Annotated in this window: 26 protein-coding genes; 6 read left to right on the plus strand and 20 right to left on the minus strand. The window is 64.8% G+C overall.

Annotated features, from left to right (window positions below; genetic code table 11):
* Positions 1 to 61: 61 nt before the first annotated feature.
* A complete protein-coding gene (locus AC0L2R_RS12785) occupies positions 62 to 1,675 on the minus strand; it encodes an extracellular solute-binding protein (protein WP_473509278.1) in 1,614 nt (537 codons plus the stop codon).
* A 358-nt stretch (positions 1,676 to 2,033) separates the two neighbouring features.
* On the opposite strand from AC0L2R_RS12785, the gene AC0L2R_RS12790 reads away from it, so the two are divergent.
* Positions 2,034 to 3,065, plus strand: coding sequence for a LacI family DNA-binding transcriptional regulator (locus AC0L2R_RS12790; RefSeq protein ID WP_473509279.1), 1,032 nt, complete (start codon positions 2,034 to 2,036; stop codon positions 3,063 to 3,065).
* Positions 3,066 to 3,091: 26 nt separating this feature from the next.
* Here the strand turns inward: AC0L2R_RS12790 and AC0L2R_RS12795 are convergent, their stop codons facing one another.
* From AC0L2R_RS12795 to AC0L2R_RS12835, 9 genes are all read right to left on the minus strand, one after another.
* Positions 3,092 to 3,523 carry an aconitase X swivel domain-containing protein gene (locus tag AC0L2R_RS12795; RefSeq protein ID WP_473509281.1) on the minus strand — a complete coding sequence of 144 codons (432 nt, stop codon included), beginning with the start codon at positions 3,521 to 3,523 and terminating at the stop codon, positions 3,092 to 3,094.
* On the minus strand, positions 3,520 to 4,767 hold the full coding sequence (locus AC0L2R_RS12800) for an aconitase X (protein WP_473509283.1): 1,248 nt from the start codon (positions 4,765 to 4,767) through the stop codon (positions 3,520 to 3,522). Before AC0L2R_RS12800 ends, AC0L2R_RS12795 begins: the two co-directional genes overlap by 4 nt.
* Positions 4,768 to 5,005: 238 nt before the next feature.
* A complete protein-coding gene (locus AC0L2R_RS12805) occupies positions 5,006 to 6,070 on the minus strand; it encodes an ABC transporter ATP-binding protein (protein ID WP_473509284.1) in 1,065 nt (354 codons plus the stop codon).
* The gene (locus tag AC0L2R_RS12810) at positions 6,070 to 6,858 is read right to left on the minus strand and encodes an ABC transporter permease (RefSeq protein ID WP_473509286.1); all 789 of its coding nucleotides are present in this window, start codon (positions 6,856 to 6,858) and stop codon (positions 6,070 to 6,072) included. Before AC0L2R_RS12810 ends, AC0L2R_RS12805 begins: the two co-directional genes overlap by 1 nt.
* On the minus strand, positions 6,858 to 7,727 hold the full coding sequence (locus tag AC0L2R_RS12815; RefSeq protein ID WP_473509287.1) for an ABC transporter permease: 870 nt from the start codon (positions 7,725 to 7,727) through the stop codon (positions 6,858 to 6,860). The genes AC0L2R_RS12810 and AC0L2R_RS12815 overlap by 1 nt, the downstream gene beginning before the upstream one ends.
* A gap of 58 nt (positions 7,728 to 7,785) precedes the next feature.
* Positions 7,786 to 8,841, minus strand: coding sequence for an ABC transporter substrate-binding protein (locus AC0L2R_RS12820; protein WP_473509289.1), 1,056 nt, complete (start codon positions 8,839 to 8,841; stop codon positions 7,786 to 7,788).
* Between the two features lie 44 nt (positions 8,842 to 8,885).
* Positions 8,886 to 9,866 (minus strand): PfkB family carbohydrate kinase, encoded by a 981-nt coding sequence (locus tag AC0L2R_RS12825; RefSeq protein WP_473509291.1) that lies wholly within the window; start codon positions 9,864 to 9,866, stop codon positions 8,886 to 8,888.
* 80 nt (positions 9,867 to 9,946) lie between these two features.
* On the minus strand, positions 9,947 to 10,981 hold the full coding sequence (locus AC0L2R_RS12830) for an ADP-ribosylglycohydrolase family protein (protein ID WP_473509293.1): 1,035 nt from the start codon (positions 10,979 to 10,981) through the stop codon (positions 9,947 to 9,949).
* A gap of 2 nt (positions 10,982 to 10,983) precedes the next feature.
* A complete protein-coding gene (locus AC0L2R_RS12835) occupies positions 10,984 to 11,712 on the minus strand; it encodes a GntR family transcriptional regulator (RefSeq protein WP_473509295.1) in 729 nt (242 codons plus the stop codon).
* 296 nt (positions 11,713 to 12,008) lie between these two features.
* Between AC0L2R_RS12835 and AC0L2R_RS12840 the strand changes: the two genes are divergently transcribed.
* On the plus strand, positions 12,009 to 12,347 hold the full coding sequence (locus AC0L2R_RS12840; RefSeq protein WP_473509297.1) for a hypothetical protein: 339 nt from the start codon (positions 12,009 to 12,011) through the stop codon (positions 12,345 to 12,347).
* A gap of 295 nt (positions 12,348 to 12,642) precedes the next feature.
* Here the strand turns inward: AC0L2R_RS12840 and AC0L2R_RS12845 are convergent, their stop codons facing one another.
* The 4 genes from AC0L2R_RS12845 to AC0L2R_RS12860 all read right to left on the minus strand — a co-directional run bounded on the left by AC0L2R_RS12845 (position 12,643) and on the right by AC0L2R_RS12860 (position 14,259).
* Positions 12,643 to 12,897: a DUF2934 domain-containing protein gene (locus tag AC0L2R_RS12845; RefSeq protein ID WP_473509299.1), complete on the minus strand. Its 255-nt coding sequence runs from the start codon at positions 12,895 to 12,897 to the stop codon at positions 12,643 to 12,645.
* A 37-nt stretch (positions 12,898 to 12,934) separates the two neighbouring features.
* Positions 12,935 to 13,213: a hypothetical protein gene (locus tag AC0L2R_RS12850; protein ID WP_473509301.1), complete on the minus strand. Its 279-nt coding sequence runs from the start codon at positions 13,211 to 13,213 to the stop codon at positions 12,935 to 12,937.
* Positions 13,214 to 13,317: 104 nt separating this feature from the next.
* A complete protein-coding gene (locus tag AC0L2R_RS12855; protein ID WP_091599078.1) occupies positions 13,318 to 13,617 on the minus strand; it encodes a DUF1236 domain-containing protein in 300 nt (99 codons plus the stop codon).
* A gap of 318 nt (positions 13,618 to 13,935) precedes the next feature.
* Entirely contained in the window at positions 13,936 to 14,259 is a 324-nt protein-coding gene (locus AC0L2R_RS12860) for a hypothetical protein (protein WP_473509302.1), read from the minus strand.
* A 144-nt stretch (positions 14,260 to 14,403) separates the two neighbouring features.
* Here AC0L2R_RS12860 and AC0L2R_RS12865 point away from each other — a divergent pair, with 144 nt between their 5' ends.
* The gene (locus AC0L2R_RS12865; RefSeq protein ID WP_091599075.1) at positions 14,404 to 14,550 is read left to right on the plus strand and encodes a hypothetical protein; all 147 of its coding nucleotides are present in this window, start codon (positions 14,404 to 14,406) and stop codon (positions 14,548 to 14,550) included.
* A gap of 257 nt (positions 14,551 to 14,807) precedes the next feature.
* Here the strand turns inward: AC0L2R_RS12865 and AC0L2R_RS12870 are convergent, their stop codons facing one another.
* The 6 genes from AC0L2R_RS12870 to AC0L2R_RS12895 all read right to left on the minus strand — a co-directional run bounded on the left by AC0L2R_RS12870 (position 14,808) and on the right by AC0L2R_RS12895 (position 17,084).
* Entirely contained in the window at positions 14,808 to 15,101 is a 294-nt protein-coding gene (locus tag AC0L2R_RS12870; RefSeq protein WP_473509304.1) for a hypothetical protein, read from the minus strand.
* A 95-nt stretch (positions 15,102 to 15,196) separates the two neighbouring features.
* Entirely contained in the window at positions 15,197 to 15,574 is a 378-nt protein-coding gene (locus AC0L2R_RS12875; RefSeq protein WP_473509306.1) for a hypothetical protein, read from the minus strand.
* Positions 15,553 to 15,801 (minus strand): hypothetical protein, encoded by a 249-nt coding sequence (locus AC0L2R_RS12880; protein ID WP_473509308.1) that lies wholly within the window; start codon positions 15,799 to 15,801, stop codon positions 15,553 to 15,555. Before AC0L2R_RS12880 ends, AC0L2R_RS12875 begins: the two co-directional genes overlap by 22 nt.
* Positions 15,786 to 16,046, minus strand: a complete 261-nt coding sequence (locus tag AC0L2R_RS12885; RefSeq protein WP_091599070.1) for a hypothetical protein — start codon at positions 16,044 to 16,046, stop codon at positions 15,786 to 15,788. The genes AC0L2R_RS12880 and AC0L2R_RS12885 overlap by 16 nt, the downstream gene beginning before the upstream one ends.
* Position 16,047: 1 nt before the next feature.
* The gene (locus AC0L2R_RS12890; protein ID WP_023798600.1) at positions 16,048 to 16,266 is read right to left on the minus strand and encodes a hypothetical protein; all 219 of its coding nucleotides are present in this window, start codon (positions 16,264 to 16,266) and stop codon (positions 16,048 to 16,050) included.
* On the minus strand, positions 16,263 to 17,084 hold the full coding sequence (locus tag AC0L2R_RS12895) for an N-acetylmuramidase family protein (RefSeq protein WP_473509309.1): 822 nt from the start codon (positions 17,082 to 17,084) through the stop codon (positions 16,263 to 16,265). Before AC0L2R_RS12895 ends, AC0L2R_RS12890 begins: the two co-directional genes overlap by 4 nt.
* Positions 17,085 to 17,236: 152 nt before the next feature.
* On the opposite strand from AC0L2R_RS12895, the gene AC0L2R_RS12900 reads away from it, so the two are divergent.
* The 3 genes from AC0L2R_RS12900 (at position 17,237) to AC0L2R_RS12910 (ending at position 18,095) form a co-directional block, all read left to right on the plus strand.
* Entirely contained in the window at positions 17,237 to 17,416 is a 180-nt protein-coding gene (locus AC0L2R_RS12900) for a hypothetical protein (protein ID WP_091599061.1), read from the plus strand.
* 119 nt (positions 17,417 to 17,535) lie between these two features.
* Entirely contained in the window at positions 17,536 to 17,718 is a 183-nt protein-coding gene (locus AC0L2R_RS12905; RefSeq protein WP_023798597.1) for a hypothetical protein, read from the plus strand.
* A 182-nt stretch (positions 17,719 to 17,900) separates the two neighbouring features.
* The gene (locus AC0L2R_RS12910; RefSeq protein WP_473509311.1) at positions 17,901 to 18,095 is read left to right on the plus strand and encodes a hypothetical protein; all 195 of its coding nucleotides are present in this window, start codon (positions 17,901 to 17,903) and stop codon (positions 18,093 to 18,095) included.
* Positions 18,096 to 18,182 lie beyond the last annotated feature (87 nt).

An 18,182-nucleotide genomic window follows, 5' to 3' on the forward strand; every position in this document is an offset into this window, starting at 1 on the left:
TACCATCGTTTGCGGAGGCGAAGCGCAACTCCTCGCCTCCATTCGGATCCTGGGAGGAGGATCAGCTGACCGGATCGAGAACGGTGGGCCAGGCCTCCTTGTTGGTCTTGATGGCTTCGAGAAGCTTCTCCTCGCCGGTGCGGCGGGCGATCTTCTTCCATTCCGCCTCGGTGTCGGCCATCGCCTGCTCGGCGGTCTTGGCCTTGGTCAGTGCGGCGACGAGGTTCTCGTCCAGCGCGTTGTGGAAGGCGGTGGCGCCGGGATAGTTGATGGTCGGCACGGTGCGGGCGACCGTCTCGCGCACCACATCCATGTGGTAGGCGTGATAGGTCTGGCGGACCAGCGGGTCGGAGAAATCCGACAGCCGGAACGGATCGAAATAGCCGCCCGGATTGGCGGTCATCCAGGCATAGATGCGGCTCGAACCGAGCCACTGCAGGAACAGGTAGCAGGCCTCCGGATTCTTGGCCTGCGACGAGACCGAGGCCGACAAATTGAGCCACAGCACCGAGCGGCTGATCAGCTTGCCGTCGATCTCGCGGCCGGGCGGCAGCATCGAGCCGATCTTGCCGGTGACAGCTGAATCCTTGTTGCCGGCATTGTCGAGGAATTTTGGCAGGTTGGAGAAGGCGCAGGTCATCGCGGCGCCGCCCTTGGCAAAATTTCCGTACTGCTCCGGCCAGCCCCAAGAGATCGCATCCGGCGAATGATGGGCCAATGAGGCGATGTACTCGTTAACAGCAGCAATGCCTTGCTGTGAATTGATCAGCGGCCTGCCGGTATCGTCGAACAGGAACTGATTTGGCGAAGCCATTGAAACATAACGCTGATACCAGTTGGTGTAGCCCCAGCCCTGGTTGCGCAGATCGGTCGAACCGAACAGACCCTTGTCCGGGCGATGGAAGAAGGCGGCGATCTCGTCATGCTGCTTCCAGGTCTTCGGCGGCGCCAGTTCATAGCCATGCTTGTCGGAGAAGGCTTTCTTCTCGGCCGCGTCGCCGAACAGATCGGTGCGATAGACCCAAGTCTGGAAATCGCCGTCCAGCGACACGCCATAGGTCGAGCCGCGATACTGGTTGAGCAGCGAGACGCCCTTGGCGCCGTCGACATAGCCGCGCTCGGGGTCGTCCCATTCCGGCTTGTACTGGGCGACGAAGTCGTCGAGCTTCAGGATGCCGCCGGTTTCGGCGAGATCGCCGAGACGGTTCCATTCCACCGCGTAGATGTCATAGGCCCCACCCTTGGTGGAGATGTCCTGCATCGTCTTGGTGAATTCCTGGCCGTTCGGCACGCCGACGATCTCGAGCGGAATGCCGGTTTCTTTCTCCCACAGATCCTTGATCGAGGGCGCGCCGGCGGGAAATGGCTGCGTCAGCTGGCCGATCGAGCCGTCGGACAGGCCAAGCACGATCTTGGCCGGCGCCTTGCCGGCCCCCTTCATCGCTTTGGCCGCCTCGATGGCGCGGCCTTCCGGCGTGTCGGGACCATACTGATAGCGCTCCGAGCCGTCGAAGCCGGTCGGGCCGCCGATCATGCCCGGCGCCAGCGCATCGGCCGCATAGGCGCGGCTGGGGCGGATGAATTTCGGCGCGATACCTGCGGCGGCAACAAGCACGGCCGCCTTTCCACCGGACGCCAGCAGACGGCGCCGCGACATGCGGATCATATCAGACATTGGAACTCCTCCCTCGGGGGCCTTGTTCCTCCACGGCCCCTATGATGGATATTGACGGCACCGGGGGAAGGCTGTCAACATCATAAATAATCAAAACACGTCACAACATCGCAAATGGAGGAAAAATGCAGTCGATCATCATCGCCCCATCGCACTCGCTGCTGGATTTTGAGGGGCTTGAATTTGAGGGGCGGCGCGGCTCGACGATTTGGCGTAGCGCCAGCTTGCGCATCGGCTAAGGCCGGATACATCATTTCCCATCAGAATCGCGGATGGCATCAAGCGGTCGTCCGGCATTCGAACCGTTGAACGCGCGATTTTGATGCGCGGTAGCGCGCAAGCAGTGAGGTGATCGACTGTGCGGTCCACCCTGACAGACATAGCCCGGGAAGCCGGCGTTTCAGCCGCGACGGTCGATCGTGTGCTCAACAACCGCGCCGGGGTCAGGGCGCGCACCCGCGAGGTCGTGCTGGAGACGGCGCAGCGGCTGGGCTACATCGCTGAGAATTCGAACAGCCCGACCCCGCGCCACGCACCGCCCGGCGATGTCATACGGCTCGACTTCGCCCTGCCCGCCGGCACCAATTCCTTCATCAAGATGCTGCACCGGCATATCGAGGCGCAGGCGCAATCGCGGCCAGACCTCGATGTTCGCGTCGCCACGATCGAAGGCTTCAATCCCGACCGGCTTGCCCGCCTGCTGCAGGAATTGCGCGGCCAGACGCAGGGCGTCGGCGTCATCGCGCTCGATCACCCGACTGTCCGCGAGGCGATCCGTTCGCTGTCGGCCAGCGGCGTCAAGGTCGTCACCATAGCGTCCGACATCCTGCACGTGCCGAGGGTCGCCTATATCGGGATCGACAACCGCGCCGCCGGCCGGCTCGCCGGCTATCTGCTCAACCGCTTCATGGGCGCCGGTCGTCCGGGCAAGGTCGCGCTGTTCGCCGGCTCGCTCTCCTATCGCGGCCATGAGGAACGTGAAATGGGGTTCCGCCACATATTGACGGAAGAATCGCCCAACCTGCAGATCGTCGAGATGCGCGAGATGCTCGACGACCGGGAAAAGGCCTATGCGGAGGCCTCCGCCCTGCTGGACCGGCATCCGGACCTGGCCGCGATCTACAATGTCGGCGCCGGCAACACCGGCATCGCCCGCGCGCTCAAGGAGCGAGGGCGGGCGCTGTCGACCGTGTTTCTCGGCCATGAAGTGACGGAAGGCACCAAGGAGCTTTTGCTCGACGGCACGCTCGATGCAGTGATCGACCAGAATCCGCGAGTCGAGGCCCGCGAAGCGCTCAACACCTTGACCCACGCGGTCAGGGGCTTGCCCTACGAGTTGCACCAGCCGAGGCTGCAGGTGATCTTCAGGGAAAGCATCCCGGAGATCTGAACGGCCTGTGGCACTGTCAACACGGCCTAGATTCTGCTCACCATCGCTTGCGCACCCTCAGCCATGCCAATCGCGATCCGGTCGCCGGAGACAATGCCCGATATGTCGCAGACGACCAGCGGCATGCTGATTTCGTAGAGGAACTCGGCGACGATGGCGCCGACGGCCAGGATCGGATCGGGCCGCTGCAGGATGATGCCGGCCGGCGCCGTGCCCCTGCGGATCGCCTCGGCCAGGACCGACGACGAGGACGACGACCCCCGCCCGGATGCCATCACCAGGATCTTGCCGGCGACGTTGCCGCCCGGGTGCGAACGGTCGATGATGTCGCCCGTTTCGGCATCGACGCCACCCCAGAAGCTGAGCGCATGCGACAGCACCAGCGCCGATCCCTGCGCCTCGCCGGCAAGCTGGAACGTGCCGACTCTGTTCAGCGCTCGACCGTCCTGTTGGCTCATCGCGCGCCTCGCACGACGCGGCCGGCAGCGGCCGAGTGAACGCAGTCTTCCAGGTCGCCGAAGGCCACTGTCACGCCGATATTGCCGGGCGCATAATGCGCCCATTTGCCGGAATTGGTCATCACCACGCCGTCGAGACGCTCGAGCACAGAGGTGACATAGGTGCAGGTATCGGTAACCGGAATGACGTTGAACGCCTCCATGCCGTCCAGTTCGCCCTCGTCCTGCAATCTCTTGAAAGTGGCGCGCCCGGTGTTGACGTAGATCGGGATGCCCCTGCCCGGCGCCACCTCGCGCAGCATCGCCAGCAGGCGCATCCATTCGTCATGGGAAAAATGCGGCGTGCCGAGCGATACGGCCGCAAGCGGCGCGCCGTCGGGGACGCTCGACAGTTTTGCCAGCGCCTGGTCGATGTCGGCGCGACAGATCCGGATCGTCGCCTCCGGCGCCACGCCGCGAAATGCGTCGTCGAGCGTCCTTGCTTCCGGCGTGATGCCGACCGCATGAAACAGCGCCACCGCACCCGTCGTTGCCGCCGCCGCGCCAAGCGCCTTCAGCTGGTCCTCGTCGCGCGGCTGCGGCAGGCCCGATATGACCGGAATGCGGTCGCCACTCCTTTGACCGACAATAAGCCCGACGCCAACGAACAGGGCATCGGCAGGTTCGAAAGAACCGGTCAGCTCGAACAGGATCTGGCCGCGCCGATTATCGGTCAAATGCAGTCCCCAGGCCGGCGCGCGCCCGGTCATCGCGCAGCACAGATCGATGAAATCGCCATAGCGATTGGTCCGCGCACCGATCACCGAATTGGCAAAGACGATGGCGTTGGACTCGCCCCAGGCGATCTGCTCGCCAAAGCCCGGCCGGAACCGCGTCTGATAGGGCGCGCAGGTGAAGGTCGCCTGGCAGCCGAGTTTTAGATGCGCCTTCATCAGCCGCCGCGCCGGCACCTCTTGCGACCGCGGCATCTTCACCAGCCCGGGATGGATGAGGTCGAAGGAACCGACATTGAGTGTCGTCGGCACCCGAACGCGGCCGCCGCCCTCGACCAGCCTTTCGACGAAATCGAGGCTGGCCTGGCCGTGATAGAGGCAGCCGTCGATATGCGCCCCGGCAATGTCCAACAATTTGCGCGCACCGACGGCGTTGGAAAAGGCGACCAGTATCTTCACGGCTGCAGCCACGGCCCGGCCGTGCTCGCCGTCGAGCATCGACTGGTCGCCCGCACTGAGTTCAAGCGTCATCGGCATGCTCCGGCGCCCCATTTTGCTCGACAGACAGCGGGACAGCATTTGGATTCTTGCGAAGCGGACCCCCACCCTAACCCTCCCCACAAGGGGGAGGGAATGCTGCCGCGCGCCTTTATTTCTCCCCTTGGCGCCGAAAGGCAGGCAAGTTGCCGAGGTCAGCGCCAACGAAAGTCTCCCTCCCCTTTGTGGGGAGGGGTTAGGGGTGGGGGTACATCGTAGAGCGACAACCCATTCAGTCCTCAGCGATCAGCACCGTGCTCTCCGGCGACCAGCGCAGCACCACTTCTTGCCCCTCCGCCAACCTTTCAACGCCGGTGTTCTGCACGATGACCTTGAGCGTTTGCCCGTCGCGATCGACGAAATAGGTGCTGTTGCTGCCGGCGAAGATGCGCTTGGAAACCTGGCCGCGGAGCATATTGGCGTTCGGATCGGACGTCCCTGAATCGGTAGCAATGCGGATGCGTTCGGGCCGCACCGCGCAGCTGGCCCTGGCGCCGGCGGCAAGCGTCGCGCCTGCCGCGGCGGCGATCGCCGTGCCGTCCGGCAGCCGGATGCCGGCGCCGGTGCTGTCGCCGCGAAAAATGTTGGCGTCGCCGAGGAAGGTGGCGGCGAATTCGCTCTTCGGCCTGTCGTAGATCTCCTCGGGCGGCCCCTCCTGCACCAGCCTGCCGTCACGCAGGATGCCGATGCGGTCGCTCATCGTCAGCGCTTCTTCCTGGTCGTGGGTGACGAAGATGGTGGTGATGCCGATCTCGCGCTGGATGCGCTTCAGCTCGATCTGCATGTCGACGCGCAGCGCCTTGTCGAGCGCGCCCAGCGGCTCGTCGAGCAAAAGCACGCGCGGCTTGGTGACGATGGCCCGGGCGAGCGCCACCCGTTGGCGCTGGCCGCCCGACAGCTGGTGCGGGCGGCGGCCGCCGAGCTTGCCGAGCTGCACCAGGTCGAGCGCGCGCTGCACCTCGCTGGCTATCGTTGGCTTGGCTTGCCCGCGCACCGACAGGCCGAAGCCGACATTGTCGGCAACGCTCATATTGGGAAACAGCGCATAGTTCTGGAACACCATGCCGATGCGCCGCTTCTCGACCGGCACCCGCTCGACGCTCTCGCCGCCGATGGCGATGCGGCCGGAGTCGGGGAAATCGAAGCCGGCGATCTGGCGCAGGAGCGTGGTCTTGCCGCTGCCCGACGGCCCGAGCAGCGCGTAGAAACCGCCGTCGGCGAAATCGATCGAGACATCGTCCAGCGCCTTGTGCGCGCCAAAACTGCGCGACAAATTCGCTACCTGCACGCCGGCCATTATTTCTCTCCGCCGAATTTGAAGAATTTTGCCGTGAGCAGCATCAGCGCCATCGAGACGACGATGATGATCGTCGAGACGGCATTGATCTCCGGCGTGAAACCCTTGCGGATCGCGGCGTAGATCTCGACCGGCAAGGTCGTCTGGCCCGGCGTCGACAGGAAGTAGGAGACCACGAACTGGTCGAACGACACGGCGAAGGCGAACAGCCCGCCGGCGATGACGCCCGGCATGATCCAGGGCAGCGTCACCCGCGAAGTCACCTGCCACTGGTTGGCGCCGAGCGATCGCGCCGCCTCTTCCAGCTCCGGCGCAAAGGTCTGCAGCCGGGCCGAGACGACGACGATGACATAGGGCAGCGCCAGCGCCACATGGCCGAGCAGGATCGCGAACAGTCCCCGCCCGATGCCGACGCCGAAGAAGAAGATCAGCATCGCCGTGCCGGTGATCAGCCACGGAATGGCGATCGGTGGAAACAGCAGCGCTTGCAGGACTTTCTTGCCGCGAAATTCGTGGCGATAGAGCGCCAGCGATGCCGCCGAGCCGAGCACCGTGGCGATGATGGTGCTGATGATGGCGATCTCTATGCTGTTCCAGGTGGCCGAGATCAGCTGGTCGTTCTGCCACAGCGAAGCGTACCACTCGGTCGTCCATTCGAACGGCAACTGGTAGAAGGGCGAGACGTTGAACGACATCAGCGCCATGATGATAACAGGCAGGTAGAGGAAGGCGAGCAGCAGCCAGATGTAGAGGCGCCCACACCATTCCAGGATACGCGTCGTCGCCATCACGCGGCCCTCTTCAACACCGGCGACGCCAATGCCAGGATGACCAGCACGACGGCCAGCAGGATGAAGGACAGCGCCGCACCCAGCGGCCAGTTGAACACGGCGACGAACTGGTCCTCGATGATCGTGCCGTAGAAAGTGCCGGTGCGGCCACCGAGGATACGCGCTTCCATGAAGGAGCCGACGACGGGAACGAAGATCAGCGCCGCACCGGCGACCAGCCCCGGCATCGACAGTGGAATGATCACCCGTTTCAGCATTTGCAGCCGCGAGGCGCCGAGCGAGCGCCCTGCCTCGATCAGCGAATCGTCGATGGCCTGCAGCGTCAGGTAACAGGTCAGCACCATGTAGGGCACGTAGGAGTGGACCAGGCCGATGATGACGGCCGGATAGGAATACATCAGGTCGATGTTGATCTTGAACGGCAGCACGGCATTGAGCGCGGTGTCGAGAATGCCGCCCTCGCGCAGCACCATCGCCCAGGAGAAGATGCGCACCAGGCCGTTCGACCAGAACGGCAGGATGACGAGCAGGAAGATCGCCTCGCGGCTGCGTCCCCTAAACACCTTGGCCAGCACATAGGCCGCGGGATAGCCGATGACGACGCACCACAGCGTCACCTCGAGCCCGAGCCTGAGCGAGGCCAGCAGCAGCGTCCGGTAGAGGCCTTGCGCAAAGAAGGTGGCATAATTGTCCAGCGTGAACGACCACGCCTTTCCCGACAGCGGCAGCTCGGTCATGAAGGAGAAGAACACCATGGCCGACAGCGGCAAGAAGATCGCCACCGTCAGCCAGAGATAGGCGGGCACAAGCAGGGGCAAAGCCGATCGCAATCCGCTCCTCGCACCGGTCGCGACCTGTCCTGCCATATGTTCCTCCCGAAAAGCTTGCCGTTACTTCACCCCGCCCGTTACTTCACCCAGCCCGTTACTTCACATTGACCTTCAGCTCCTGCCACAGCGCCAGATAAGCCTCGCGCTGCGCATCGCTGATCGGCGCCTGGAACTGGATGCGCTTGGCGACATCGAGGTCGCCCATCACCTTGCGGTTGAAGGCATCTTCGGGAAGGGCGGCGACCGCCTTGGCGTTGGCCGACACCGGCGCGCCGACCTTGGTGACCCATTCGACGTAGAACTTCGGGTCGATCATGGTGTTGATGAAGGCCTCGGCGCCGGCGACATTCTTGGCGCCGACCGGGATGGAAAAGGCGTCGAGCCAGGCGACGGCGCCTTCCCTGGGGATGACCAGCGAGACCGGCAGCTTGAAATGCGTCTTGGCGCGGTCGGCCGAGCCGCTCCAATAAGTGCCGATGTCGATCTGATTGGAGGCGACCATCTGGTTCCAGTCGTTTTCCGAGCTCCAGAACGTCTTGATCTGCGGCATCAGCGAGGTCAGCTTCGCCTTGACCGCTTCCATATCCTTGATGTCGTTGATGTTCTGGCCGGTGGCGATGGCGCCGAACTGGACCGCTTCGACGGCATCGTCGCGAATGGTGACGCGGCCCTTATGCGCCTCGTTCCACATCTCGGCGATGCTGGTCGGCGGCGTCTCGAAGGCTTTCTCGTTGATGGCGAGCGCGGTCAAGCCCCACACCCATGGCACGCCATAGACCTTGCCATCGCGGGCGAGCATCGGCGAGCCTGCCTTGTCCGCGCTGATGTCGGCATAGTTGGGGATTTTCGAGACGTCGATCGGCTGGATCAGCTTTTCCGCCATCGCCTGGTCGTTGAAGGCGGCGTTGATCATGACGACGTCGTAGAGGCCGGGATTGGTCCTCAGCTTGGTCAGCATTTCCTGTTCGGAATTGAAAAAATCGTTGACGACCTTGTTGCCGGTCGCCTTCTCGAAAGCGGCAATGGCCCAGGGCTCGTCGGCGCCGTAGCCCTTCCAGTTGAGCACATGCACCTCGTCGGCGGTGGCGACCAGTGCGGAAGCGAAGACGGCGGTTGCCGTCAGAAAAGCAGTCAGTTTGGGCATGCGCATGTTCGTTCCTCTCATTGTTTGCCCGGTTGGCGAGCTTGTTTAAGTCATTTTTGCTGTCGGAAATGGGCCTCTAGCCCGCCGCCATGCACGGATTGATCGTCATGGCTGAGGAAAGTCTGGATGTCGTGGGCGGTCGGCGCCGACGACCCGCCATGGCGGGTGACCGAGAGCGCTGCCGCCGCATTGGCGTAGCCCGCCGCTTCGAAGGGCGGCACGCCGCGTGACAGCGCGCTGATGAAGGCGCCGATATGCGTGTCGCCGGCGCCGTTGGTATCGACGGCGGTGACGTTGAATCCGGGCATGGTCCGCGCGGTGCCGTCAGCCAACCGCACGAAGCAGCCTTTTGCTCCGGCGCGGATGACGACCGCCTCGGCGTTCGGGCAGTGACTGGCCAGCAGCCGGGCGGCAACGGCCTCGACATCGCCGCGGCCGGCGATCTCGGCCGCTTCCGTTGTGTTGCAGCTCAACCAGTTCGTGCGGGCCAGCACCCGGTCGAGAATGGCGCGCGGAATGTCCGAGACGACCGGCGTCGGATCGAAGACCAGGGGGATCTCCGCCGGCAGCGCCTCGATCCAGTCGGCCAGCGCGTCGCGGCTGCCGGGATAGCTCAGCGTATAGCCGGAGGCGAACACCCAATCATCAGGCGCAACGCAGACAGGCGCCATCATGCCGAGGCTGAGCACACTCTCGGCGCCAGGCCATGACACGAAGGTGCGCTCAGCGTCACCGCTGATCATGGCGACGCAATTGCCGCTGTCCATGTCAGGCGATGGCGGGGTCAGCGTTGCGATGCCCTCGGCGGCAAAAGCGGTGCGCAGGAAGTCGCCATTCGGTCCACTGCCGAGCTGGCCGCCGAAGACGACCTTCATGCCGGTGCGGCTGGCCGCGACCATCATGTTGAAGCCGCCGCCGGCGACCTGGGCAAAGCTCGATGCGGTCTTTTCGGTGCCGGGCTCAGGCAGGGCGTCGATGTGGTAGACATGGTCGACCACCGCGCTGCCGACATGGACAAGACGCCCGCTCATGTCAGGCTGAGCTCCGCTCATGTCAGGCTGAGCTCCGCTCATGCCAGGCTGAGCTCCGCTCATGTCGGGCTGAGCTCCGCTCATGCCGCCGCGTCCTTGCCTGAACCACTTTTCGCCATCCGCGCCGCGACCAGGTCGGCGGCGAGCGCGCGCACCTGCGCGATGTCGAGGCCCTTGAGCCGGGCGATGTAATCCCTTGGCAATCGGCGAAAGCCGGCGCAGGCGCCTGCCATGCCGGCCGCGATGGCGCCGATCGTGTCGGTGTCGCCGCCGAGATTGGCGCTGATGACGGCCGCCTGCCAGGGATCGCCGCCGGCGATTTCCAGCACCGCGAAGGCCGCCGGAACCGATTCCTGGCTGGCGACGCCGGTGCCGACCAGGTCGACGATCAGCCGGATGCCGTCGGTGACGGCCTTGCCGCGAACCAGGCCCCTCGCCCAGTCGATGCGCGCGGCGATATCGCCGCCGGTCGTCCAATGACCGCGTTCTGCGCCCTGCCTTGCCGCCACGACCGCGCGATCCGAGGCGGCGCGCCAATCGCCGCCGGCAACGCCACAGCTGACGGCAGCGGCAACGGCAGCCGCCGCGGCAATGGCGATCGAGGTGTTGTGCGTCGCCCGGCAGGTTTCCGCAACCTTGGCGACCAGCGCGTCGAGCGGCTCCAGCGGCATCATGATGCCGACCGGCGCGATGCGCATCGCCGCGCCATTGGTGTCGCCGCTGCGCCCTGCCTCCTCGGCCGGCACGCCGTCATTGATGGCGTCGATGGCGCGCTTGGTCGACGGTCCGAGCAGATCGTAGCTGCCGCGCGCCTTGACCTCGCGCTCCCAGTCGAGCAGCGCCTTGACCCAGCGCGTGTGGTCGAAGCCGTCGCCTGAAGCAACCAGGATGCGGCCGAGCAGCAGCGCCTGTTCGGTGTCGTCGGTGACAGTGCCGGCAGCCAGGCCCTTCGACACCGGATGGTCGGCGGCGGGCGCGACGAAACCCTCGACAGGACCGTAGAGCTCGACGATGCGGGCCGGCGACAAAAGCTGCGTCGGCATGCCGAGCGCATCGCCCAGCGCCCCGCCGACAAGCGCACCCATCGCCCGGTCGATCGCCTCGGCCATCTCCATGCTCAGAACTCCAGGTGAAGCGCGAAATGCGCCGGATTGAGCAGGCTGGTGACATATTCGATGGCGCGGCCGTCGGCGGCCCGCGTCAGGCGCCGCGTGCGCAGGAACGGCGCTCCCGGCGCGCAATCGAGAATGGCCGCGTCCTTAGCGCTCAGCATCTCGATATCGGCCCACTCCTCGCCGTGATCGGGGACGAGCCCCGCCGCGCGCAGCGTCTGGTGCAGCGAGCCCTCGCGCAGGCCGCGCAGCGGCACGTCCTCCAGTTCGGGCGACAGCGGCAGGCGGCTGCGCTCGATCGAGATGGCGTGGCCGTCATCGGCGTTTGAGCGCACCCGGTCGACGGCGATGAAGAACGGGCTTTCGACGCCGAGCCTGGCGGCGAGCTCGGCATCCTGCATGACTTCGAGCCTGAGCGTGCGCGTCTCGGCATTGGCGCCGGCATTGGCCAGCGCCCGCGACCAGCCGACGGCGTCGTCGACCGGCATGCCGTCGAAGGTGACGAACGAGCCGATGCCGACCTTGGTGGTGATCAGTCCGCGGCTCGACAATTCCTCGAGACCCTTGCGGATGGTGTTGCGGCTGACGGAGAAGCGCTGGACAAGCTCGTTCTCGCTCTGCAGGCGGTCGCCGAAGCCGAGCACGCCGGAGCGGATCTCGTGCTCGAGGACGGTGGCGATCCGTTCGGGCTTGCCGGTTCCGGGAGACGACGACAGGGTCGTGCGACGCGCCATGGAATACCTGTTCAGTAAACCTGTATAGTCCTGTTCAATAGCGCGATAGGCCAAGTCATGTCAACGGCTCGCGGCCGGCGCAGTTTGGCCTCCCGGAATCCCAGGCAAGATTGCCCTGCTGGTCGCGACGGCCCCTCCCGATCACCACGGGCCCTGCTGATCACGACGGCCCCTCCTGATCACGAGGGTTGGTCGCAGGCTGGAATTTTATGGGAACCTTCACCACCCCCGAGCGGTTTTTTCTGTAGTCGCGATGCGGCGACGACCGAAAAAATGGAGACAAATGGAGGCAAACCATGCTTACGAAGTTACTCGCGGCGTCCGTGCTCGCCGCCGGCCTGGCCACCTCTGCGATGGCCCAGAGCACCGCCGACCCAGCCGACACAGAGGCTGGCATGGCTCCCGGCAGCGGCAGGAGCGTCGTCATCGACCCGGCCCCGGTCGATCCGACCCTGGCCGAGCCGGATACGGTCGATACCAGGATTACCGGCAGCATCATTGCGGGCCCCGACGGCACGAATTCCAATGCCGATCGGAACTGCCCGCCAAGCCCGCAGGGCGCGATGCCTGATGCCACGCACAAGGCTCCCGGCACGGTTTCACCGACCGTCAACGACAGGCACTGCGGCCAGTAGCCGAGATCGATTTCGGGACCAGCGCTTCGGCCGCGGGACAGTGCTTCGTCCCGCGGCCGAAGCGTTATGTGCGAAACCTTTGATGGCAGAGCGAGGCGCCCCCCTCTGTCCTGCCGGACATCTCCCCCACTTGGGGGGAGATTGGCTGTCATCACTGATTTCGCCAATCACAAAAGTCGCAAGAAGAGTGCCGTCGTCGAAGCTGCCAATCTCCCCCCTCGTGGGGGAGATGCCAAGTTTTGGCAAAGAGGGCAGGACAGAGAGGGGCGCCGTAGAGCACTACATCAGATGGCGGCTAGCCCTTGCGCGGCCGGGCAGTCTTTGAACTGGTCACCTTGCCGGCCGCCGGCTCCTTCGGCCGAGCCGGCGCCTTCGGCCGAGCCGGCGCCTTTGGCCGAGCAGTCTTGGCTTTGGGTCCGCTTTCCCCACCACCGTCGATCTCGGCCGCGGCCTGGTCCCAGTGCTGCTGATGCGCGCCGTCGGGCCGGCCGGCCTGCTCCCAGATCGCGTGAGCCCGCCGGCGAATGCGTTCCTGCCTGTTATCAGTCACTGTTGCCTCCTCGGCTCAAATCGGTGAGCGACAACTTCTAGCTGAATTTTCGACCGGCGTCTTGGGGGCTTCGGCCCAGATCGGGTCGGCCAGGGTCTGGTCCACCCAAATCGGACAGGACCGCGACCCCGAGGAGTGCCGCCTTTTTGGTGATCAGCCCCGCCAGATCCGCGTCCGAGCGCTCGGTTCCGGTTTGCTCACGCACGGCTGCAATCAACGCCTTCATCGACAACAGGGCAGAGCCCCGTTCGGCAAGCAGGGCAAGCAGCTTGTCGACGGATGCGGCCACATCGCGTGATTCGACATGCGGCAACATGGAAATGGCTCCTTCCGTCCCGCCACGAAGACGATCGACAGCCGGCTGCCTGCCGGCGAGCCGCCGCTCTTCCCGCGTCTTCCCGGGAGAGCGGCGGGTGAAGGTCAGTCGATGACCTGCACGATCCTGCGGGTGCCGGGATCGACCAGCACGGTGCGATCGTCGACGACTACGTATCTGTATTCGACGTCGGGAACCTCATGAAGTTCAACCGTGTCGGGCAAGGTGGAACCGACGTTGAGTTCCACGCCCAGGAGGCTGATCGACGCCAGCGGGTGCCTCTCCACATATTGGCGGACGACCGTCTGCTGCTCGGGCGTGATAATCACCTGGTCTGCGGTGGCGACGCCGACACCGGCCAGCAGAGCCAGCCCGGCGGCGGCAGGAACAAGGTGGATTTTCATCGTCTTCTCCTGTCTGGTTTGCGGGCTCTGCTGTCCGCAGTCGGGACGACTCGGCCCAAAAGCCAACGTTTGACGAAACCGTCTTGTTCCGTGAGCGGCGACTAATTGATCGCCGCGTTGGCTGGCAGTGGCCCGCGATCTTGGTCGCCCAAGCGCGCGGGCCGATCGGTTTTGCCCGATCAGCAGCGATACCGGAGGGGGATGATACCGACTGCTTCGAAAAGAACATTCAGCGATAACTAATGTTCCGCTCCCTACGGCAAAAAAACCCCTGCCGGCGCCGGCACGTCAGGCGCGAGACCGGCAAATGCCCCCAATCTATGGTTTCGGCGGCTGCGCCGGGACCTCGCCGGGCTTGAGCACCGGTGTCCTGCCCTGGTCCGGCGGCGGTGCGGCCACGCCCTGATCGCCGGTCGGCGGCGGCAGCAGCACGCCGTTGCAGGGGTCAAGCGTGTCGGTCAGGCTGTTGCTGTCACCGTTGTTGACGGGCGGCGGCGGCTGCTGCTCGCCGTTCTGCGGCTGCGCCTGGCAGTGGCCGGCAGGCGCCTGGTCTTGTGTCTGGTTATCCGCCTGGGCGGCAACCGGCGCCGCCAACGCCAGTGCGCCGAGCAGCGTGATTGGCAGGAATGCGAAAGGTTTCATGTCGAACGCCTCCGCGCGAACGATCGCCTCCTTGCCAAAGCCGGCTGGCGGCGATTGGTTCCCGCCTGCAGCAAGCCGCCCGGCTCCATCGCGCCGGCGCGGCATGTTGGGGAATCGTTAATCAGCGATTGCTACTATAGCGGAATGACCAAGAACCTCGGAAACGCCGAAAGAAGCGCTCCAAAGGAGCCGGCAAGCAACTCCGCCCTGAGCCGGCTGGCGCCGGCCTTGTTCCCCCTGGCGGTCGTCGCGCTTGGCTACCTCATCGGCTGGCAGTTCTTCGGCTTCTAGAGCAATCTCCCCCCGTGAGGGGGAGATCAGCAGCTTCGGCCTCGGCACTCATCCCGCAACGCTGGTAATTGGTGAATACACCGATGACGGCCAATCTCCCCCCTTGAGGGGGAGATGCCCGGCAGGGCAGAGGGGGTCGGTTCGACTGGGCGCGGCCTCTTCTCTTGCGGCAGTGGAGGTTGGCGTATTACGTGAGACGACCCCCTATGCCTGCCGGCCATCTCCCCCTCAAGGGGGGAGATCAGCAGCTTCGGCCGCTAGTCCGGGAAATCGAACACCGGTTCCTCGCATCGATGGACCCGGCATCGACCGTCAAGCGTCCCGACATAGGCGGCGACAGGCACTTCGGGCCAGTCGCATTCATTGCCGAACCGGCGGACATAGCGGTCATAGGTGTTGCGGCCGGTGGTCAGCACCACCGCGCGCCGGCTCTGGATCAGAAGCTGCGTCTGTTCGCATGTCATGGCGCGCGTATCCGGCCGGGCGTGAGCCATGCTTGTGGCGGCGATCAGGATCGCTGCGGCTGTCGGGACGATTGGGCGATCTGGCATGCTGCATCCTCGGCAAAGGTCGTGCCTAACGCGCAGCTTCGGCCGTGGTTCCGCACCCTGCGCAACGGCGCGAGGGCGCAACAAGTCAGCCGCGATCACTCCTCCTTCTCCGGCCACTCCTCCTTCTCCGGCCACTCCTCCTTCTCGGGCTTGAACCGCCTGACCACCACTTCGAAGACGATGTCCGAGATCCACATCGCCGAGACGCCGATGAGGAACGCCGCGGCCAGCGTCGTGGTGTCGTCGTTGGCTGGAATCGCCAGGCCTGTGGCGCGGAAATAATGCACCGCCGGCAAGGTCAGGTAGGCCGCCGCCAGCGCGCCGCAGATCGGCGACGCCACCATCTCGCGAACCTTGTAGCGGTGGCGCGACAGGGCTCGCAAAATCCCGCCGGAAAGGCCGGCGACCACCACCGGCGCCTTGATGCCGAGCGCGTCGAGAAGTTCCTGTATCATGGCTTCCACCCGCACCATCTGGCGCCCTTGCCGTTGTAGGCATTGATTTCGTCGAGCTCCGGCCGCGTCATGGCGGCGACGACGGCGGCGGACGCACGGCGCGGCTGGTTGTGGTCGCACCAAACCTGGCGCGCCGGCGAAACCGGCGTTGCGCACCCGGCGAGCAGCAGGCCGCCAAACAGCAGGCACTTGGGCAACAGGCCGGGCAGCAGCAGACTGGGCAGCAGCATCAGCGCTTTGACCATCGCATCGCCTCCCGCCGTGCGGCTTCGTCCGGCAGGTCGCGCGCCGCGCGTTCGGCATCGGTCGCCTCGCGGTCCATTTCGAGGCGCTCCTCGACGGCAACGAGTTTTTCTGCCGCTCGCCTGGCCGCATCCTTGTTGGCCCGACCGCCGGCGACAAACAGGCCGATGCCGCCGACGAGCGCGGCAAAAATCGCCAAGATCGTCGTGTTGCCGGCGAGCGCGCCCAGCATCGAAAGCACCCACATCTCAATTGCCCTCCACGGCAGGCTGGTTTCTGACGAGGCCGGCGACGCCGTCGCGCACGACGTTGATCAGGATCTTGAGCAGGGCCAGCACCCCGGTGATTTTTAGCGCCAGGGCGGCGTCGATGCCGAACAGCGTCCAGTCGAAGCCGACCAGGCCGGTGAGCAGCAGGATCAGCACATTGATCAGATTGTGCGCGGCGTTGGTATTGAACCAGTTCATGGCTTTACCTTTCGAAACAGGGAGGGGGCCTTTCGAAACAAGGAGAGGATTGCGGCGACCAACGGAGCCAGCACTGCGGCCCATAATCCGGACAACGATCCGGAAAACGGTCCGGACAACGGCCCGCGCCGCACTCCGGTTTTGCCCGGCTCTGCCTTGACGGGCGTGAAACCCTTCGGTTGCGGCGGCTGCGGGATCGGAACCGGCGCCGGAGGGGGCGGCGTGTCCCTGATCCCGGACCATTTGCGGAACGCCTCGGCAAGCCGGATATCGTAGGCGTTCTTCGCATAGGATGCGCCGTTGTAGCCCCTGGCGAAGCCGGCCCAGTCATGCTTGCGCAATTTGCCGTCGAGCCGGTTGGCGGCGATGAAATTGACCGCCGCCGCCAGCTGCAGCGCCTCGTCCGCCATCATGGCTTCGACCATGGCCTGCACGGTCAGAAAGCCGGCCGCCCTGAAATTCTCGCCGAGGACCTGGCCGAGCCCCCATGACGCCGATCTGAGCGCCGCCGTCTCGTCGATGGCGCAGGCGGCTTTCAGGCGCGGATAGCTGTCGCGGGGATACGGCTTTTCGCCCCATTTGGCATAGGCAAAGCCGGCCGCTACCGCCTTTGCCCGAGCCGCGCCCGCCAGATTGCGGTAAAACACATGCGGCTCGAACAGGATGACCGGCCGGCCGTGGGCGTCGAAGCCATGCCCGCTGGTTTCGACATCGAGAAAGGCGTGGATCTCGTCTTCGCCGACGCCGATGCTGGCGCCGAGTCTTGGCAGATCGAGATCGTCGAGGCGCCTGGCGGGGCCCTTGAACGTCATGTCCATGGTCTTGTCCTTTCCCAGGTTGATGTTTGCAGGCGGTTGATGTTTGCAGGCGCCCGGTTGATGTTTGCAGGCGCCCGGTTGATGTTTGCAGGCGCCCGGTTGATGTTTGCAGGCGATTGTGTGAAATGGCCCCAAACTGTGGGGATTTGCCGATGTCGCAAGACGAAGGAACGGCGCGCTGGACGGTGAAGGCCGAGCTCTGCGCGGTCGGCCGCGACAAGCCGCTGCTTGTCGCGCTGGCGGTGATCCTGTGCCTCTATTGCGGGCTGATAGCCGGGCCGATCGTCTATGCATTCCTGGCCTTCCAGGGCATGGCGAATTTCTTCAACTGACGGCATTGACCAGTTGAGAACAGCTCGATCCGTCTTGCCATCGGCATGGAAACCGCTTAGCCGGAATAAACTGCTCGCATGAACCGTTCATACCCCATGGGAACAGGTGCGGAGGGCGCGTGACAATCAGGATCAGGCTTCCGGGCGGGACACTGAAGATCAAGAAAAAGGACGAGCTGCGTCGCCGCGAGCAGAAGCGCCAGGTCCCGGTCTGGCGGCTTGGAGACTATTTCATCGTCTGGTGGCCGAGCAGCATTTCGGATCGTCCGTCCGGACGGCCGCCAAAGGGAGTGGGTGAATAGTGAATAGTGAAGAAGGTGCTCTACTCACTACTACCATTCACCATTCACCATTCACCATTCACCATTCTCCCGCTCAAGCCGGTCCCGGAAAACAGCCGCGGAAATAATCAACGATCAGCCCTTGACTCTTCCGCCACGGAAGCTCTCTAAGTCGCTGCATTGCACAACGGGGGTTGGGAGCAATGGCAGTGCGTATCAGGTTGCCGGGCGGCACCTTGAAGATGAAGGTGTATCGGGAGTTGCGCGAGCGTGAGCGCGCCCGCCGCATCCCGGTTCTGAAGCTGGGCTCGCTGTATTTCAGCTGGTGGTCGAACCGGCCGCGTCCGTTGAACGACCAGCCCGACGACGATCCAAACCGATCTCGGGCAGCGCCTTGACGGCCCGAAAAAAGCCGTCCTCGGGCGGCTGCGCTTGAACCCTTCCGGTCAAGCCAACAAACGCGCGCATCGGCGGTTGACTCTTCG

The sequence above is a fragment of the Mesorhizobium sp. WSM4820 genome, assembly GCF_055811075.1.

Excerpts from the sequence above, each read along its gene's own strand:
- AC0L2R_RS12820 (WP_473509289.1), bottom strand. The coding sequence starts at position 8,841 with ATGCGCATGCCCAAACTGACTGCTTTTCTGACGGCAACCGCCGTCTTC.
- AC0L2R_RS12795 (WP_473509281.1), bottom strand. The coding sequence starts at position 3,523 with ATGAGCCAACAGGACGGTCGAGCGCTGAACAGAGTCGGCACGTTCCAG.
- AC0L2R_RS12825 (WP_473509291.1), bottom strand. The coding sequence starts at position 9,866 with ATGAGCGGGCGTCTTGTCCATGTCGGCAGCGCGGTGGTCGACCATGTC.
- AC0L2R_RS12835 (WP_473509295.1), bottom strand. The coding sequence starts at position 11,712 with ATGGCGCGTCGCACGACCCTGTCGTCGTCTCCCGGAACCGGCAAGCCC.
- AC0L2R_RS12840 (WP_473509297.1), top strand. The coding sequence starts at position 12,009 with ATGCTTACGAAGTTACTCGCGGCGTCCGTGCTCGCCGCCGGCCTGGCC.
- AC0L2R_RS12785 (WP_473509278.1), bottom strand. The coding sequence starts at position 1,675 with ATGTCTGATATGATCCGCATGTCGCGGCGCCGTCTGCTGGCGTCCGGT.
- AC0L2R_RS12910 (WP_473509311.1), top strand. The coding sequence starts at position 17,901 with ATGGCAGTGCGTATCAGGTTGCCGGGCGGCACCTTGAAGATGAAGGTG.
- AC0L2R_RS12815 (WP_473509287.1), bottom strand. The coding sequence starts at position 7,727 with ATGGCAGGACAGGTCGCGACCGGTGCGAGGAGCGGATTGCGATCGGCT.
- AC0L2R_RS12880 (WP_473509308.1), bottom strand. The coding sequence starts at position 15,801 with ATGGTCAAAGCGCTGATGCTGCTGCCCAGTCTGCTGCTGCCCGGCCTG.
- AC0L2R_RS12850 (WP_473509301.1), bottom strand. The coding sequence starts at position 13,213 with ATGTTGCCGCATGTCGAATCACGCGATGTGGCCGCATCCGTCGACAAG.
- AC0L2R_RS12875 (WP_473509306.1), bottom strand. The coding sequence starts at position 15,574 with ATGGTGCGGGTGGAAGCCATGATACAGGAACTTCTCGACGCGCTCGGC.
- AC0L2R_RS12895 (WP_473509309.1), bottom strand. The coding sequence starts at position 17,084 with ATGGACATGACGTTCAAGGGCCCCGCCAGGCGCCTCGACGATCTCGAT.
- AC0L2R_RS12885 (WP_091599070.1), bottom strand. The coding sequence starts at position 16,046 with ATGTGGGTGCTTTCGATGCTGGGCGCGCTCGCCGGCAACACGACGATC.
- AC0L2R_RS12900 (WP_091599061.1), top strand. The coding sequence starts at position 17,237 with ATGTCGCAAGACGAAGGAACGGCGCGCTGGACGGTGAAGGCCGAGCTC.
- AC0L2R_RS12805 (WP_473509284.1), bottom strand. The coding sequence starts at position 6,070 with ATGGCCGGCGTGCAGGTAGCGAATTTGTCGCGCAGTTTTGGCGCGCAC.
- AC0L2R_RS12800 (WP_473509283.1), bottom strand. The coding sequence starts at position 4,767 with ATGACGCTTGAACTCAGTGCGGGCGACCAGTCGATGCTCGACGGCGAG.
- AC0L2R_RS12830 (WP_473509293.1), bottom strand. The coding sequence starts at position 10,981 with ATGGAGATGGCCGAGGCGATCGACCGGGCGATGGGTGCGCTTGTCGGC.
- AC0L2R_RS12810 (WP_473509286.1), bottom strand. The coding sequence starts at position 6,858 with ATGGCGACGACGCGTATCCTGGAATGGTGTGGGCGCCTCTACATCTGG.
- AC0L2R_RS12860 (WP_473509302.1), bottom strand. The coding sequence starts at position 14,259 with ATGAAACCTTTCGCATTCCTGCCAATCACGCTGCTCGGCGCACTGGCG.
- AC0L2R_RS12890 (WP_023798600.1), bottom strand. The coding sequence starts at position 16,266 with ATGAACTGGTTCAATACCAACGCCGCGCACAATCTGATCAATGTGCTG.
- AC0L2R_RS12870 (WP_473509304.1), bottom strand. The coding sequence starts at position 15,101 with ATGCCAGATCGCCCAATCGTCCCGACAGCCGCAGCGATCCTGATCGCC.
- AC0L2R_RS12855 (WP_091599078.1), bottom strand. The coding sequence starts at position 13,617 with ATGAAAATCCACCTTGTTCCTGCCGCCGCCGGGCTGGCTCTGCTGGCC.
- AC0L2R_RS12865 (WP_091599075.1), top strand. The coding sequence starts at position 14,404 with ATGACCAAGAACCTCGGAAACGCCGAAAGAAGCGCTCCAAAGGAGCCG.